The sequence below is a fragment of the Variovorax sp. GW821-FHT06D12 genome, from assembly GCF_059419205.1.
Genome location: NZ_JBWKRI010000008.1, coordinates 138485 through 154119 on the forward strand (window position 1 = coordinate 138485; position 15635 = coordinate 154119).

General features: G+C 70.0%; 14 protein-coding genes and 1 tRNA gene. 9 read left to right on the top strand and 6 right to left on the bottom strand.

Annotated elements, in window-relative coordinates:
- Positions 1-19: 19 nt before the first annotated feature.
- Complete coding sequence (gene ligD, locus AC07SQ_RS23785) at positions 20-2557, bottom strand: DNA ligase D (RefSeq protein WP_495271557.1); 2538 nt, start codon at positions 2555-2557, stop codon at positions 20-22.
- Between the two features lie 252 nt (positions 2558-2809).
- Between ligD and AC07SQ_RS23790 the strand changes: the two genes are divergently transcribed.
- From AC07SQ_RS23790 to AC07SQ_RS23815, 6 genes are all read left to right on the top strand, one after another.
- Positions 2810-3085, top strand: a complete 276-nt coding sequence (locus tag AC07SQ_RS23790) for a hypothetical protein (protein WP_495271556.1) — start codon at positions 2810-2812, stop codon at positions 3083-3085.
- 7 nt (positions 3086-3092) lie between these two features.
- Positions 3093-4268 carry a DUF3182 family protein gene (locus AC07SQ_RS23795; protein WP_495271555.1) on the top strand — a complete coding sequence of 392 codons (1176 nt, stop codon included), beginning with the start codon at positions 3093-3095 and terminating at the stop codon, positions 4266-4268.
- Positions 4252-5028: an alpha/beta hydrolase family protein gene (locus AC07SQ_RS23800; RefSeq protein ID WP_495271554.1), complete on the top strand. Its 777-nt coding sequence runs from the start codon at positions 4252-4254 to the stop codon at positions 5026-5028. Before AC07SQ_RS23795 ends, AC07SQ_RS23800 begins: the two co-directional genes overlap by 17 nt.
- Before the next feature lie 112 nt (positions 5029-5140).
- Positions 5141-5416 (top strand): hypothetical protein, encoded by a 276-nt coding sequence (locus AC07SQ_RS23805; protein ID WP_062472401.1) that lies wholly within the window; start codon positions 5141-5143, stop codon positions 5414-5416.
- Between the two features lie 152 nt (positions 5417-5568).
- Positions 5569-5793 (top strand): hypothetical protein, encoded by a 225-nt coding sequence (locus AC07SQ_RS23810; RefSeq protein ID WP_062472399.1) that lies wholly within the window; start codon positions 5569-5571, stop codon positions 5791-5793.
- A gap of 46 nt (positions 5794-5839) precedes the next feature.
- A tRNA-Gly gene (locus tag AC07SQ_RS23815) sits at positions 5840-5913 on the top strand.
- Between the two features lie 29 nt (positions 5914-5942).
- Here the strand turns inward: AC07SQ_RS23815 and AC07SQ_RS23820 are convergent.
- The 3 genes from AC07SQ_RS23820 to AC07SQ_RS23830 form a co-directional block, all read right to left on the bottom strand.
- Positions 5943-6398, bottom strand: a complete 456-nt coding sequence (locus AC07SQ_RS23820) for a nuclear transport factor 2 family protein (RefSeq protein ID WP_495271553.1) — start codon at positions 6396-6398, stop codon at positions 5943-5945.
- Positions 6399-6459: 61 nt separating this feature from the next.
- A complete protein-coding gene (locus AC07SQ_RS23825; protein ID WP_095744962.1) occupies positions 6460-7044 on the bottom strand; it encodes a BPSL1445 family SYLF domain-containing lipoprotein in 585 nt (194 codons plus the stop codon).
- A 70-nt stretch (positions 7045-7114) separates the two neighbouring features.
- Entirely contained in the window at positions 7115-7540 is a 426-nt protein-coding gene (locus tag AC07SQ_RS23830; RefSeq protein WP_159277250.1) for a CBS domain-containing protein, read from the bottom strand.
- A 689-nt stretch (positions 7541-8229) separates the two neighbouring features.
- Here AC07SQ_RS23830 and AC07SQ_RS23835 point away from each other — a divergent pair.
- The 3 genes from AC07SQ_RS23835 to AC07SQ_RS23845 are packed head-to-tail and all read left to right on the top strand — an operon-like array spanning position 8230 to position 14263.
- A complete protein-coding gene (locus tag AC07SQ_RS23835; RefSeq protein ID WP_495271552.1) occupies positions 8230-9507 on the top strand; it encodes an HlyD family secretion protein in 1278 nt (425 codons plus the stop codon).
- Between the two features lie 32 nt (positions 9508-9539).
- Positions 9540-10865, top strand: coding sequence for a hypothetical protein (locus AC07SQ_RS23840; protein WP_495271551.1), 1326 nt, complete (start codon positions 9540-9542; stop codon positions 10863-10865).
- Positions 10853-14263, top strand: a complete 3411-nt coding sequence (locus AC07SQ_RS23845; RefSeq protein ID WP_495271550.1) for an efflux transporter outer membrane subunit — start codon at positions 10853-10855, stop codon at positions 14261-14263. The genes AC07SQ_RS23840 and AC07SQ_RS23845 overlap by 13 nt, the downstream gene beginning before the upstream one ends.
- Positions 14264-14309: 46 nt before the next feature.
- Here the strand turns inward: AC07SQ_RS23845 and AC07SQ_RS23850 are convergent, their stop codons facing one another.
- Both AC07SQ_RS23850 and AC07SQ_RS23855 read right to left on the bottom strand, forming a co-directional pair.
- Positions 14310-15116, bottom strand: coding sequence for a transglutaminase-like domain-containing protein (locus tag AC07SQ_RS23850; protein WP_495271549.1), 807 nt, complete (start codon positions 15114-15116; stop codon positions 14310-14312).
- A gap of 69 nt (positions 15117-15185) precedes the next feature.
- Positions 15186-15629, bottom strand: coding sequence for an SRPBCC family protein (locus tag AC07SQ_RS23855; RefSeq protein WP_062482767.1), 444 nt, complete (start codon positions 15627-15629; stop codon positions 15186-15188).
- Positions 15630-15635 lie beyond the last annotated feature (6 nt).

A 15635-nucleotide genomic window follows, 5' to 3' on the forward strand; every position in this document is an offset into this window, starting at 1 on the left:
CTTGTGCGTGGGTTCGTGGCTATCGCTTGAAGCCGAGCCGCTTCATCGCCTCGCCCAGCGGCTGGCGCGTGGTCCAGTAGGCGGCCCAGGGGTCTTCGGACTGGAACGACAGGTGTTCGCGCGCGGTGGCGATGGTCCAGTGCGCGCCGCTCTTGAGACCGGCGAGGTCGTCCCAGCGCACCGGCATCGACACGCCCATGCCCGGCCGCGCCCGCGCCGAGTAGGCCGCCACGGTGGTCGCGCCCACGCCGTTGCGCAGGTAGTCGGCAAAAAGCTTGCCCACGCGGTTCGAGGGCCCGCTCTTGGCCACGAACTTCGAGGGGATCACGTGGGCCATGTGCTGCACGATGGCGCGCGAGAAGGCCTTCACCGTGTCGTTGTCGTAATGCATGCGCAGCGGCACGACCACGTGCAGGCCCTTGCCGCCGCTGGTCTTGAGCCATGACGCCAGGCCCAGCTCGGTGAGCAGCGTGCGCATCAGCAGCGCGCCTTCCTGCACATGCGCCCACGGCGTGCCTTCGCCCGGGTCGAGGTCGAAGATCATGCGGTTGGGCCGCTCGAAGTGCGTCGAGGTCGCGTTCGAGGTGTGGAACTCGATCACGTTGAACTGCGCTGCGTTCAGCAAGGCCTCGAGCGTGCCGACCTCGAGCATCGACGGATGGCCGGGCCACAGGGCCGGGTCGAGTTGCTTCACGCCGGCGATGTGGACCTTCTCGGCATGCTTCTGGAAGAAGATCTCGCCGCCCACGCCCTGCGGCCCGCGCACCAGCGAGCAGGGGCGGCCCTTCAGGTGCGGCAGCATGTCGTCGGCCACCGATTCGTAGTAGCGCACGAGGTCGAGCTTGGTGCGACCCGAGGCCGCATCGATCACGCGCTCGCCGTGGCTCACGGCGACGCCGCCGACGGTGGAGGCGGATTTCTTCGACGGTGTCTTCATGGCCTTCGTGCCCTTTTCATGGGAGACAAGTGCGATGTCGCGGGGCTCTTCATGCACGATCTCCGAGGCCGGCTTGTCGTCGCGCATCGCCACGAAGGACGCGTGGCGGACCTGCCCGTCCGGCGTCCATGCGGCGAAGCGCACCTCGGCCACGAGCTTCGGCTTCACCCAGTGCCGCGTGCCGCCCGGCCGGCGGCGGCCGGGCTTGGCCTCGCCGCCGGTGAACGGCGCGTGGTCGGTGTCCAGCGCGGCGAGCTGGCGGCGGATGTCGCGCGCCTCGCGGTCGCTCCAGCCGGTGCCGACGCCGCCGACCGACACCAGCTCGCCGTTCTTCGCGTGCACGCCCAGCATCAGGCTGCCGATGCGCGTCGGGCTGTCGGTGCGCAGCGTGTAGCCGCACACCACGAACTCCTGGCGCCGGATGCACTTGAGCTTGAGCCAGGTGTCGCTGCGGCGCGAGACATACGGCGCGTCGGCGCGCTTGGCGATCACGCCCTCGAGGTTCATGCGGCAGGCCGATTGCAGGATCGAGTCGACATCGGCCTCGAAGTCGCTGCTGAAGCGCAGGCGGCGCGTGGCACGCGCGTCCATCAGTTGCTTGAGCAGCCGGCGGCGTTCGGCGAGCGGCGTGTGGCGCAGGTCGAAGCCCTCGAAGAAGGGCACGTCGAACAGGAACATCACGATGGGGTCGGCGCGTTCGCGGTCGAGTGCGTTCTGCAGCGCGTTGAAGTCGGGCGTGCCGTCCTGGTCGGGCACGACGATCTCGCCGTCGAGCCAGGCGTTGCCGAGGCCCAGTCGCTCCAGCTCGGCCACCAGCTTCGGCAGCTTCGCACTCCAGTCGTGGCCGCCGCGCGTGAGCAGGCGTGCCTTGCCGTTGCCGATGCGCGCCATGAGGCGGTAGCCGTCGAACTTGATCTCGAAGATCCAGTCGCCGGGTGCGCCTTCGGGCACGCCGGTGGCGAGTGTCGCGAGCTGCGGCGAAAGCCTGGCGGGCAGGCGTGCCTTCACCGCGCCCGTTGCGGGCAAGGCGGGCGATGTGGGCGCGGCCTTGGCCTTGGCGCTCTTGCGCGCCCCGGCCACGCTGTCGGGCAGCGCGGACACCACGTCGTACTCGGCATGCGAGCGCGCGAAGGCATCGCGCTTCTTGAACAGCAGCCAGGGCGCCTGCCGCTCGCCGCCCTTGGCGATCCTGACGAATTCCCACAGCCCTTCGAGCTTCTGGCCGTGCAGCCGGAACGCGAGCTTGCCCGCGGCCAGGCCCTTGCGCGGATCGCCCACGGGCTCCCAGGTGCCGTGGTCCCACACGATGACGTCGCCCGCGCCGTAGTGGCCTTCCGGAATCGTGCCCTCGAAGCCGGCGTACGACAGCGGATGGTCTTCCACATGCACGGCCATGCGCTTGTGCGCGGGGTCGAGGCTCGGCCCCTTGGGCACGGCCCATGACACCAGCACGCCGTCGAGTTCGAGCCGGAAGTCGTAGTGCAGCCGCCGCGCCGCGTGCTTCTGGATCACGAACGCGGGCGCGTGTGGACGGGCCTTGCCGCCTTCGGCGGGTTCGTCGGTGACGGCGAAGTCGCGCTTCGCCTGGTAGGTTGCGAGGGGCGTGTCGGAACGGGCCATGCCCTCTGGTGTGCCCGCATTCGGGCCGCGCCGCATCGGCCAGGTGTCCGGTCTTCGTGTGGGCCAAGGCCGCACGCGTGGGCGAAGGCGGGGCGAGGCGTAGGCGCAGCCGGGTGCCAGACGGGTCCCACGCGCAGGCGCTGTGCCCTCCGACCGGCGTGCCGTGCGATCCGCAGAACATGGAGGCACTGCAGCCGCCAACCCGGAGGAGGCAGCCATGTGAGCCCGTGTGCATCGCACCAAGGAGACCCCATGACTTCGAAGCAGACCCCCGACCCGAAGCCGGCGAGCCCGGACCAGAACCCGCCGGAGAAGTTTCCGTTTCCCACGTCCGAGAACCACGACAAGCCACCGGCCGAGCCTGCGAAGCCGACCGAGCAGCCGTCCAGCGAAGAAGCGCTCGACAGCGGCGTGGAAGAGTCCTTTCCGGCGAGCGACCCGGTGTCGGTCACCGTCACGAAGGTCAAGCTGCCATCGGGCGATGCGGACAAGAACAAGAAGGACGAGAACAAGAAGGCCGACGCCTGAGGCCCCGATGGACCTGCGCCTGAACACCGTCATGGCCGCGGAACCCGCCACCGGCCCGGCCACGCGCCGCGTCGTCACCTGGGACGTGCGTCCGCAGGGCTACTGCAGCGAACACGAGCACGCCACGCGCGCCAACGTTGCGCAGCGCCTGGCGGCGCTCCAGGGCTGGGCGTTCGCGGGCGCCTACGACGCCAGCCAACCGGGGCCGGACCCGCTCTACTTCGTGCCGAGCGACACGCTCACCGACCCGCACCAGGCGCGCGCCATGGGCATCGCCGGCGTGGACGACCTCTTCGGCGGCGTGGTGCCCCATGCCTTCGTCGCCACCAAGGCGATCAGCCATCCGCTCATCGGCCCCGACGCCGTGCGGCCCTTGGGCTGGTCGGCCCGGATCGCGGTGGAGATCGCCGATGCCGCCTTGCCCGGCTTCACCTGCTTCAGCCTGGACGAGGCGCGCGTTGCGGGGAGGGCGCTGCTCGACATCGGCCGCGTGCGCCTGAAGCCCGTGACGGCGACCGGCGGGCGCGGCCAGCAGGTGGTCGACGGCATCGATGCGCTCGAGCGCTGTCTCGATGCGATGGACGACCGCGCGATCGCCACCGAAGGCCTTGTGCTCGAAACCAACCTGGAACAACCCCAGACCTACAGCGTCGGGCAGCTGATCGTGGCGCAGCGTCTCGTCAGCTACTGCGGCGAGCAGCGCCTCACGCGCGACAACGCCGGGCAGGAGGTCTACGGCGGCTCCGACCTGCTGCTGGTGCGCGGCGACTTCGACGCGCTGCTGGCCCGCGTCGATCCGCCGCCGCCGCTGCGCCGCGCGATCGAGCAGGCGCGGCGCTACCACCGCGCGGTGATCGACTGCTACCCCGACTTCTTCGCCTCGCGCGTGAACTACGACGTGGCGCAAGGGCTCGACGGTCGGGGCGACTGGCGCTCGGGCGTGCTGGAGCAGTCGTGGCGCGTCGGCGGCGCCACCGGCGCGGAGATCGCGGCGCTCGAAGCCTTCCACCAGGACCCGGCGTGCCAGCGCGTGCACGCATCCTGCTTCGAGGTGTACGGCGAGGCTGCGTGCGTGCCCGCCGGCGCCATCGTGGCCTACCAGGGCAACGACCCCGAGACCGGGCCGCTGTGCAAATACACGGTGATCGAAACCACCGCCACCCCGCATGCCGACACGCCATAGTTCCATCGACATTCCCGTGGACGGCCATCACATCGAGGGCACGCTGTTCGCCGCGTCCAGCATGGTGCCGGGCGTGCTGCTGGTGCACGGCTGGGATGGCAGCCAGGAGCAGTACCTCAAGCGCGCGCAGGAGATTGCAGCGCTTGGCTGCGTCTGCCTGACCTTCGACCTGCGCGGCCATGCGCGCCATGAAGGGCTGCGCCAGCAGGTGACGCGCGAAGACAACCTGCGCGACGTGCTCGCCGCCTACGACGCGCTGGTGGGCCACCCGACCGTCGACCCCGCGGCCGTCGCCATCGTCGGCAGCAGCTACGGCGGCTACCTGGCCGCGCTCGTCAGTGCGATGCGGCCCGTGCGCTGGCTCGCGCTGCGCGCGCCCGCGCTGTACCGCGACGGCGAGTGGGACACACCCAAGGGCCTGCTGAGCCGCTCCGACCTCGTGGCCTACCGCCGCACGCTGGTCGGGCCCGACGACAACCGCGCGCTCGCGGCCTGCGCGGCCTTCACCGGCGACGTGCTCATCGTCGAATCGGAAGACGACCAGATCGTGCCGCACCCCGTCATCGAGAACTACCTCGCGGCCTTCAAGCGCGTGCGCTCGGCGACCTACCGCACCTTGTCCGGCGCGGACCACGCGCTGTCGCGCCTGGAATCGCGCCAGGCCTATGGCGCGCTGCTCGTGTCGTGGATCACCGAGATGACGCTGGGCGCCAAGGCGACGTCGACGCTCACCAGGCCGGTGATGAGCGGCTCGGCCTGAGGCACGCGCCGAGGCTGTAGGCCGCTTCCTTCCCGAACATGCGTGCCAGTCCATCACCACGCGTCGCGTCGCGCGCGCCGAATCCTGACCCCATGGTGACGGAGACAAAGAGATGGACTTCGAAGGCATCTACTGCTTCGATACGGCCACGGTGCGTTTCGCCGTGTACCCCGACGGTCCCGACGGCGCGCGCGTGCTGGCGCAGATTTCGCAAGACGTGCTGCACGATGCGCTCGGCGCGCAGGAAATCGGCGAGCACACGCTGCATGCCTGCAAGCGGCATTTCGACGTGATCTCGGCGGCGGCGGTAGCGCGCTTCAGGGCCGATCCGCACGGGCCCATCGTGCTGGCCTGCGGCGATTTCGCACGGATGCATGCACCGCGCTGAGACGCGGGTGGCGAGGCGCTGTCGGGCGAAAGTTCTCGCACGGCGCTCGCACCGTGCGACCTGTCGATTTGGTTACAAAAGCGACCTATCTGGACCCGCATTTCGGGGGCGCAACGACCTAGACTGCGCCTCGTTTCCTCAGGAGCCTTCCCATGCCCATGGACTTTCTGGAGCGCATCGAAGACGCGTCGTTCCCGATGGCGGTCCGCGACGAAGCCGACATCCACTGCGCGACCATGCTGGTCGCCGCGCACCTCATCGAAGCCGTGCTGCCACCGGCCGCCAGCGGCACGGGCCCGCGCGTCGCCGTCGTCCTGCTCATCACGCCGCAAGGGCGCGCGGCGCTGCGGCTGCGAAGGGATGCGCTGCAGACCTGAGCGTGCGCCGTGTGCGAGTGAACTGACGTTAGAATCCGCGCCTGCCGCGGGTGTAGCTCAATGGTAGAGCTGTTGCTTCCCAAGCAACTGACGAGGGTTCGATTCCCTTCACCCGCTCCAGCCAACATTCCTCGGCGCCCGGCAGCCTCTCAAGCGATGCCGTGCTGCCGCAGCACCTCGGCCTCATCGCCGGTGATCCAGCCGAACACCTTCGCGGTGCCGCCCTCGAGCCGCACCAGATAGACATTGGTGAAGTCGATCACCTTCTGCGCGCCCTCGACCTTGTAGATCGCTCTCCACGCCACGCGGGCGAGCCCGTGCAAATCGTCGATGGCCGAGATGTCCAGGTTGCGCACGGTCATCCGCTGCACGCCGGTGTCGCGGTAATGCTTGAACCCCTTCGCGGACACGCTCCTGAGTTCTTCATCGTTCTTGCCCGTGAAGACGCCGGCGGGCGAGGCGGCAATGAAGCACGCGGCGTACAGCGTCGCCACGGCCTCGAGGTCGGCTTCGCCGGTCAGTCCCGCATTAAATTCCCGCTCATAGCGGTCGAACAACGCGCGCGTCGCGGATTGGATCGGGTGGGCTTCGGCTCCGTTGAGCATGATGACGGGCACTCCTTGTCGATGGCGTTTCCGACCGGATGCCCGTCATGCCATGCCCGTATCAAGGTCGAATTTCGGTGACCTTCGCACCCTGCACCGACGCACCCGCCTCCAGGCCCACATTGGTCATCACGAAGGCGACCACGGGTTGCCGGAAGGTGCTGCTGTCGACGACGCCGTTGGCACCGTAGCGTGCCAGCGCCACCGTCGCGTCGACGCCCACCGTCCAGCCCCGGCTCTGGCGGAATTTGTCCAGCGCCTCCCTGGAGGTGAACACGTAGAACACGGCCTTCGACTGCGCACCGGCCTGGAAGCCGATGGAGCCGGCGGTCGTGCTGTAGTAGCTCTGCGTGCGGCCGCCGCTGCGCAGGGCACCGCGGCCATAGTCGGCGCCGATGCCGAAGCTTCCGCCCACCACGGACGGGAACACCAGCACGCCCTGCGCGCCAGCGACGAGCGCGCGCGAACCGGCGACGGTGTCATAGAGCCGGGCCAGCGACGCGTCGACCTGGGCGTCGATGGCCGATGCCGACGAGGCCGGGATGTCGTTCGCCGCGCCGGAGGGGCGGGTGACCGTGCAACCGGTCACGGCGAGGCTCGCCGCGATGGCGGCGGCTGCGAGCAGGTGGAAAGGTGCGACGTGCATGGCAAGTCCTCCAGGAAGAAAGGGAAGGGACAGTGAATCGGGGTGAAGGACCTCGCCTGGTCAGACCTTCTCAGGCCTCGACGGGTTGCGAGATGCCGCACAGCGCCTCGGCGGCCGGCTTGACCTTGGGCTCCTTCACCGCGACATCGGCCAGCGCCAGGATGCCCACCAGCCGTTTGTCGCGGTTGACGATGGGCAGGCGCCGGATCTGGTGCTCGGCCATGAGCTGCGCCGCATGATCGACGGCGTCGTCCTCGTAGGCCCAGCGGATGCCGTCCGACATGACGTCGCGCACCTTGGCGTTGCCGTCGTGTCCCTCGGCGATGCCGCGCACGGCAATGTCGCGGTCCGAGATCGCGCCGATCATGCGGTCGTTCTCGCCCACCGGCATCATCCCGAAGTCGCCGTCGCGCATGCGCCTGGCGGCCTCCGCGATGGTGGCGTCGGGACTGATGACCTCGACATCGCGGGTCATCACAGCGTTGACTTTTCGCATCTGGAATCCTTTGAAGAAAAAGTAAGTTGGGCGGCCGTGGTCCACGGCAGGAAAAGGGGTGCGCACGGCACTGATCCGGCGCAGGTACAGGTCTAGTCTTCTGCGCGGCCCAAGGTGTAGGACAACCGCCGAAAAGCCGGTGGTGCAAAGGAAGAACGCGCGCATGCCGCAGCCTGGGCGTGTCCCCATGTCGCGAAGGGCATGGGGCTCGCCGGGGTTGATGACCGTCGCTGATGCGTGCCCGCCACAGCGCCCCCGCGGCGGCTGTGACCAATCGCGGCAATATCGTTACGGCCTGTTGAACGCGACGCCGAAGCCGCGTTCTCGACGCCGCGCGCGCAGCGGGCCGCTTCATCGGACCTGGCCCCGTGCGATGCCCGTGGGCCTTCGAGACAAACGCGATCACACGCTGTTCCGTGCGTGCCGACACGCCCAGCCCGTGTCAACCCCCACCGCCGCAATACCTATGTAGGACTTCGCCCGGTCCGTGGCCGAAAAGTAGATGTGAAGTTCGCACATCTTGTTTCTCCCGGAAGCAGGGTCGGCCGCGCTTTGGGCGTACCTTTATTGCACCGCAGCACGACAAATCGAGGCGCGGACCGAGGGGTCGGGAGGTTGATTCGAGTCTCTTTCTTCACCAGACGGCATGCCGTTCGCCGGCATGCCGTCGATGTTTCCAAGAGGTGGTTATGCGAGTGTCCAGACCCATTCCTTTTCCGTCGGAACCGGGCCGACCGCGCGCCCCGGGTGCCGGAAGTGCCCGGCGCCAGCGGGGCGCCTTCGTTCCCAAGCTGGCGGCCTATGCGCTGCTGGCCTTCGTGCTGTGGCTGATGGTCGCCACGCTGGTCGAGCCACTCCTGTCCTCGCAGGCCACGCGGGCCGTGTTGCAGGCCCCGGTCGGCATCGTCACGTCGCCGATCAATGGCGTGGTGACGCAGATGGCGGTGCGCACGCGCGATGCGGTGGCGCCCGGCACGCTGGTGGCCACGGTGCGCAACCCGACCGTCAGCCAGGAGATCCTCACCACGCTGACCACGCAGCGCCTGGCCCTGCAAAGCCAGCTGTCGCAGCTGGGCAACCAGTACAGGTCCGACAGCCAGGAGATGCGCTCCATCGGCCAGCAGGCGCAGGTGACCCGTCAGGCCTCGCTGGCGCAGACCTGGGACGCGTGGGAGATCGCGCAGCGCCAGCGCGACGTGGCGCACAGCGTGGTGGCCGAGCAGGAGAACAAGGTGCGCACCAACGAGGCGCTGCTGAAAGAAGGCGCCATCAGCGAACAGGTGATGAACGCGTCCGAGGCCCAGCTGAGCACCGCGCGTGCCAATGCGGCGGTGGCCGAGCAGGCCTTCGCGGGACAGGCGCAGACGGTGGCGAGCGCGGGGCAGGGCGCCTTCGTGGGCACCAGCGGCAACAGCCTGTTCCAGACGCTCGCGAGCCGGCGCGAAGCGCTGCGCAACAGCAGCGACCGCGCGCGCCAGGACGGCACTGCGATCGTCAAGCAGCTCGCGCAGATCACGCAGCTCGAGGACGAAGAGCGTCGCCGCGTCGACAAGCTCGCCGCCTACGAGGTCAAGGCGAGCCAGCCCGGCATGGTGCACACGGTGCTGGCGCCCGAGGGCGCGTATGTCACGGCGGGCTCCTCGCTGGTGCGCGTGACCGACTGCAGCCGGATCGGCGTGGTCGCCGTGTTTCCCGCGCGGCTGGCCAAGCGCCTGAGCGTCGGCTCCAAGCTCGACGTGAAGGTGGCGCAGAACGTCGACGTGCAGGCGCGCGTCGAGCAGCTGCTGCCCGTGGCCTCCGACGCACTGCAGAGCACGTACAGCGTGCCCTTCCCCTTTGCCGAGCAGGGCTCGATCTATGCGGTGGCGCGCATCGAGGCGCCCGAGCCGCCGCCCTCGGAAGACGGCAGCCGTCAGACCCTGTGCGTGCCGGGCAAGGTGGTCTCGGCCAGCCTCGCCAAGGCTTGAAAAAGCATGTCGCGCAGCCCACCGAGAACGCCATGTCGATCCCTTTCTCTTTCCGTGCCGTGGCACGGTGCGCCGCCGCATCGATGGCGCTTGCCGGCGTCGCTGCAGCTGCGCCTTCGCCTTCACCCAGCGCCACGCAGCAGGCCCTTGCGCGCGAGAGCTGCGACGGGCTGCGCCGCGTCGTCGCGCACGACCAGGGCGGCGCGACGTCGGGGCCGCTGTTCCTGACCAGCTACCGCCCGGCGAATGCACAGGGCGAACCGCCGTTCGAGCCCGCGCTGGCGGGCGCCGCCTTCACCTACGACAACGCGCTGGCCGGCATCGCGCTGCTGGCGTGCGGCGAGCGCGCCGCCGCGCGGCGCATCGGCGACGCCGTGGTGCGGGCCGTGGCGCACGACCAGACGATGCCCGACGGGCGCGTGCGCAATGCCTACCGCGCCGGGCCAGTCACCGAGGAAAAGCCCGCGCTGCCTGGCCGCTGGGACGCCGGGCGCAAGCAGTGGATCGCCGACGCCTACCAGGTCAGCACCGCCACCGGCAACGTGGCCTGGGCCGCGTTGCTGCTGCTGAACCTGCACCAGGCCGAACCCACGCCCGCCTACCTGGCGACCGCGCGACGGCTGCTGGCCTGGACAGAACAGAACACGCGCGCCAGGAACGGCCCCGACGGCTACAACGGCGGGCGCCACGGCTGGGACAACGCGCAGCGCGCGCAGACCTGGAAGTCGACGGAGCACAACCTGGACATCGCCATGGCGGCGGCGTGGACCGCGCGGGCCGTGCGCGCCGACGGCCAGCCGGACGGCCCCGAGCCGCGCCAGGCGCGCACCGCGCTCGACTTCGTGGGCCGCATGTGGAACCCGTCGGAGCAGCGCTTTCACATCGGCACCAAGGAAGATGGCGCCACGATCTCCACCGAAGGCTCCGGCCTCGATGCGCAGCTGTGGCCGGTGCTTGCGGCGCCCGAGGGCTCCTGCGCCTGGGTGCGCAGCCTCGACTGGGTCGAGAAGCACCACCGCGTCGGCGCGGGCTACGGTTTCTCGCGCGAGCCCGACGGCATCTGGACCGAAGGCAGCGCACAGGCCGCCGCCACGCTGGTGGCCCGCAAGGGTGCGGCGCCCGAGGCGCTGTGGCAGCTGCTGGCCTCGCAGCGCGCCGGCAACGGCCTGTACTACGCCACGCCGAGCGCGCGCATCGCCACCGGCCTGGCCATCGGTCCCGATTCGACCGGTGCCGATTTCTTTTACTACCGCTGGCCGCACCTGGGCGCGACCGCCTGGATCGCCCTGGCCGCCACGGGTTTCAACCCCTTCACCGGCAAGACCGCCGCATCGGAAGTTCCCTCATGTCCAGCCTGATCGCCACACCGGAATTCCAGCTCAACGCCCTGGTCGGGGGGCTCGCCTTGCTCCTCATGACCTGGGCCAGGGTCGAGCGCGTCACCCACCGCGTGCTGTTCGGCGCGCTCACGGCGCTGCTGCTGCTGCGCTACGCCGTCTGGCGCATCGTGGCCACCATGCCGCCCTCGGACCTGGGCTTCGAGACCCTGTTCGCCTGGGTGTTCCTGGGCTTCGAGCTCACGGCCATCGTCTACACGCTGATGTCGATCCACATGCTCATGCGGCGCCGCGACAACCGCGCGCAGGCCGACCGGGGCGAGGCCGCGCTGCGCGAACGCCATGCGCGTGGCGAGGAGGTGCCGGCCGTCGATGTCTTCATCTGCACCTACAACGAAGAGCTGGCCGTGCTCGAGAAGACCATCATCGCCGCGCAGGCCATCGACTACCCGCGGCTGAACGTCTGGGTGCTCGACGACACGCGGCGCGACTGGCTGCGCGAGTACTGCGAGCGCCGCGGCGTGCACTACGCGCGGCGGCCCGACAACCGCCATGCCAAGGCCGGCAACCTCAACAACGGCCTGCGGCTGTCCGCAGGCGTGACCGACGCGCCCTTCATCCTCGTGCTCGACGCCGACTTCGCGCCGCAGCGCCAGATCGTCTACCGCATGCTCGGCCTGTTCGAGGACCGCCGCGTGGGGCTGGTGCAGACGCCGCAGTTCTATTACAACGCCGACCCCATCCAGCACAACCTGCGCGCCACCGACAGCTGGGTCGACGAGCAGCGCGTGTTCTTCGACGTGCTGCAGCCCGCCAAGGACGCGGTCGATTCGGCGTTCTGCGTGGGCACCTCGTTCATCGTGCGGCGCGACGCGATCACCGAGGCCGGCGGGTTCCCGGTCGGCAGCGTGTGCGAAGACATCCACACCACCTACCTGCTGCTGCGCCACGGCCGCATCACGCGCTGGCTGGGTGAGCGGCTGTCCAACGGGCTGTCGGCCGAGAGCATCATCGACTACATCAACCAGCGCAGCCGCTGGTGCCTGGGCACGGTGCAGCTCGCGCTGCTGCCCGACGGGCCCCTGCGCGGCCCGGGCTACAGCCTGTCGGCGCGGCTGCACTTCCTGCACGGGCTGCTGCACTGGCTGGGCAAGCCTTTCATGGTGCTGGTGCTGCTGGCGCCGGCGCTGTACTGGTATGCCGGCGTCTCGGCCTTCCATGCCACGCCGCAGGCCTTTGCGGCCTACGGCCTGCCGTCGCTCGTGATGTTCTGGGCCTACAGCTACTGGGTCAGCCAGCGCCGCTGCCTGCCCGTGTTCAGCGAGGTGAGCCAGCTGGTGGCGGCGATGGCCGTGAGCGGCACGCTGGCGCGCGCGATGCTGAAGCCCTTCGGCCATCCGTTCAAGGTGACGGCCAAGGGGCTGGACCGCTCGCGCACGGTGGTGCACTGGAAGCTGGTGGCCGTCTTCGGCGGCCTGCTGGTGGCGCTGCAGGGCGCGGCCGCGATGGCGGCCCTGGGCGGCGAGGCGCTCACGCCGGGCGACCAGCTCAACCTCGTGTGGACCGGCATCGCGCTGGTGCTGTGCCTGAGCGCGCTCATGGCCTGCGTCGACCTGCCGCGCCCGCAGCAGGAAGAGCGCTTTCCCTGGCGTGCGCGGGCACGGGTGCGCACGGCGGCGGGCGAGGGCGAGTCGCGCTTCGTCAACATCGCGGCCGACGGCGCGCTGCTCGAAGGCCGGGGTCCGCTCAAGCGCCTGCGCGTCGGGCAGCCGCTGGAGGTGCATGTCGACCCGGTCGGCTGGCTGCCGGCCCACCTCGCCGCGCGCGGCAGGGCGGGCGCCGAGCTGAAGTTCGCCGCCACCGAGGCGCAGCGCGAAGACCTGGTGCGCCACGTCTTCAACGTGCCGCCGAGCCACGTGGCCGTGCAGGTGCGGCCCTGGCAGGCGGCGTCGGCGCTGTTCGCGAGTGCGGGCATGCGCGCGCCGGGCGCGGGCTTCGCGCGCCTGTCGCTGCGCCTGCTCTTCGCGGTGCTGGCGGTGTGCATCGTGCTGGTGACGACCGGGTGCAACCTCACGCCGCCGCTCAAGGACCCCGACCTGTCGGTGCCGTCGCAATGGCCCGCGGGCACGACGGCGCCGGGCGCGCAGCCCGTGGACTGGCGCAGCTTCGTGCAGGACGAGGAGCTGCGCGGCCTGATCGCCACCGCGCTCGAACAGAACCGCGACCTGCGCGCCTATGCCGCGAAGGCCCGCGAGGCGCGCGCGAACTATGCGGGCAACCGCGCTTCGCTGTTCCCGGCGCTGGGCCTGTCGGCGCATGCCCAGCGCGCGCAGACCACGCCACAGGGCTCGCTCAGCCCGGTCGGCAACCTGCCGTCGGACGGGCGCGTGTCCAACAGCTTCGACGTGCAGGCGGGCGTGATGTCGTACGAGCTGGATTTCTTCGGCCGGCAGCAGAGCACCGCGCAACAAAGCGGCGCGCTCGCCGAGGCCGGCGACAAGGACCACGCGGCCGCGCGCATGAACCTGGTGGGCGAGGTGTCGAACGCCTACCTCACGCTGCGCGCCGACCGCGCCTTGCTCGCGCTGGCCGAGTCCAACGAGGCCGCGCTGAACGCCAATGCCGACACGATCGGTCGCGCCCGCGCCGTGGGCGGCGCCGCGCAGCTCGACGTGTACCGGGTGCAGTCGCTGCTGCAGACCGCGCGCGTGCGGCAGGAGGAATACCGCATGCGTGTCGCGCAGGACCTGCAGTGGCTCAACGTGCTGGTCGGGCGCCCCGTGCCGCCCGAGACGGGCAGCGCGCGGCCCTGGCCCGAGCGTTCCACGGCGCAGGTCGCGGCCGGCCTGCCGTCGAGCCTGCTGCAGCGCCGGCCCGACCTGCTCGCGGCCTATGCGCGCGTCGAGGCCGCCAACGCCGGCGTGGGCGCGGCCAAGGCCGCGATGCTGCCGACCATCTCGCTCACGGCGCTGGCCGGCGGTGTCAGCAAGGAGCTGTCGACCTTGCTCAACAGCGGCAACAGCAGCTGGGCCGGCGTGCTGGGCGTGTCGCTGCCGATCTTCGACTGGGGCCGACGGTCGGCCAACGTCAGCGCCAGTGAAGAGCGTCTATCCGCCGCGATGGCCGGCTACGAATCGGCGGCGCAGGTCGCCTTTCGCGAGGTGGCCCACGCGCTGATCGCCAGCGACCACCTGCAGCCGCAGCTGGAGGCGCAACAGGCGCGCGTGCAGGTGCTCGAGAAGGTGGCCGGCATCTCGCGCACGCGCTTTCGCAGCGGCATGGAAGACTACTTCTCGAGCCAGGACGCGCAGCGCGAGCTGTATACCGGGCAGCAGCAGCTGATCGAACTGCAGCTCAAGGCGGCGGTGAACACCGTGAACCTGTACAAGGCGCTGGGCGGGGGCTGGGGCAGCGCGTAGCGCGTAGTGCGGAGTGCGTGGCGTCGGCGAAGAGCGGCGATTCAGTTCACTGCACCTCGTCGCACCACACCCTGAACCCATCCAGTTCGTTGGGCCCGAAGGTGTTGGACAGTGCGACGTCGCTGGCGTCGCGCCCTTGCGCGATCAGCACGCGGCCGATGCGGGGCACGTTGTTGCGCGCGTCGAAGGTGTACCAGCGGTCGCCCAGGAAGGCCTCGAACCAGCCCGCGAAATCCATCGTGCCGTGCGGCGGCGGGGTGCCGACATCGCCGAGGTAGCCGCTGCAATAGCGGGCCGGAATGTTCAGGCAGCGGCACAGCGTGATGGCCAGGTGCGCGTAGTCGCGGCACACGCCTTGCCCTTCCTTGAAGGCTTCGAACGCCGAGCGGGTGCGCCGCGCATGCGGGTAGCCGAACTCGATGTGCTGGTGCACGAAGTCGCACACCGCCTGCACGCGGCCCCAGCCGGTCGGGCCGTTGCCGAAACGCTGCCAGGCGAAGTCGGACAGCAGGTCGGTTTCGCAGTACCGGCTGCCCAGCAGGTAGAGCAGGGTGGACTCGGGCAGGTACTCCACCGGCACCTGCGGCGCCGAGAGCACGACGATGTCGGGTGCGCCACTGTCGTGGACCACGGTGTCGGTGCTCAGCACGAAGCGGCCCGCGGGGGCGACCAGGCGTGTGCACCAGTTCCCGAACAGGTCACGGTACGCGGTGGTGGGAACGGCCGGTTTCGTGAGCAGGTGGTCGGGGCGCAGGAGGTCCGAGGCGCGCGAGTAGTGAATGCTGAGGGCCAGGATCATCGGCGTCGGCCGGGGAAACTGGTAGGCGATCTCGAAACCGAGCTGGATGTTCATCGGCCCATGATGCGCCTTCATTCGCCAGCGTGCGGGAATTCGCGGTGCGATGCCAGCGCGCGGCGGCTTTCAGGGGGCGTCGCCGGACCCCGACGTGGCGTGGCGCTGCTCGGCGTAGGCCTTCAGCGACCGCATGGTCCGGGGCAGTCCGTGTCGAACCTGCTTGGCGACGCCCGGCCCGAACAGGAAGGCCAGGGCGCCGGTGAACCACACGCGGTGCACCACGTCCGAGCCGCTGTCCGTTGCAGACACCGTGTGCTTGAAGTGCATGCGGAACAGGGGGATGTAGCCCTGCGCGGTGAACGACTGGCCCTCGGAGCGCTCCGTGACCACCATCGGAACACCCATGCCTTTTTGCGGAACGATCCGGCCCTTGGTGCCCACGGCGAAGGGGCCGTCGAGCCGGGCCTGCTTGGTGTCCGGGTCCCACAGGTGCCATCGGTCGACCTCGCTCCAGATGCGGTCGATGACCCGGGGCGGGACGGCGATGTGGATGCGTTCTTCGATGTGCATGGGAGG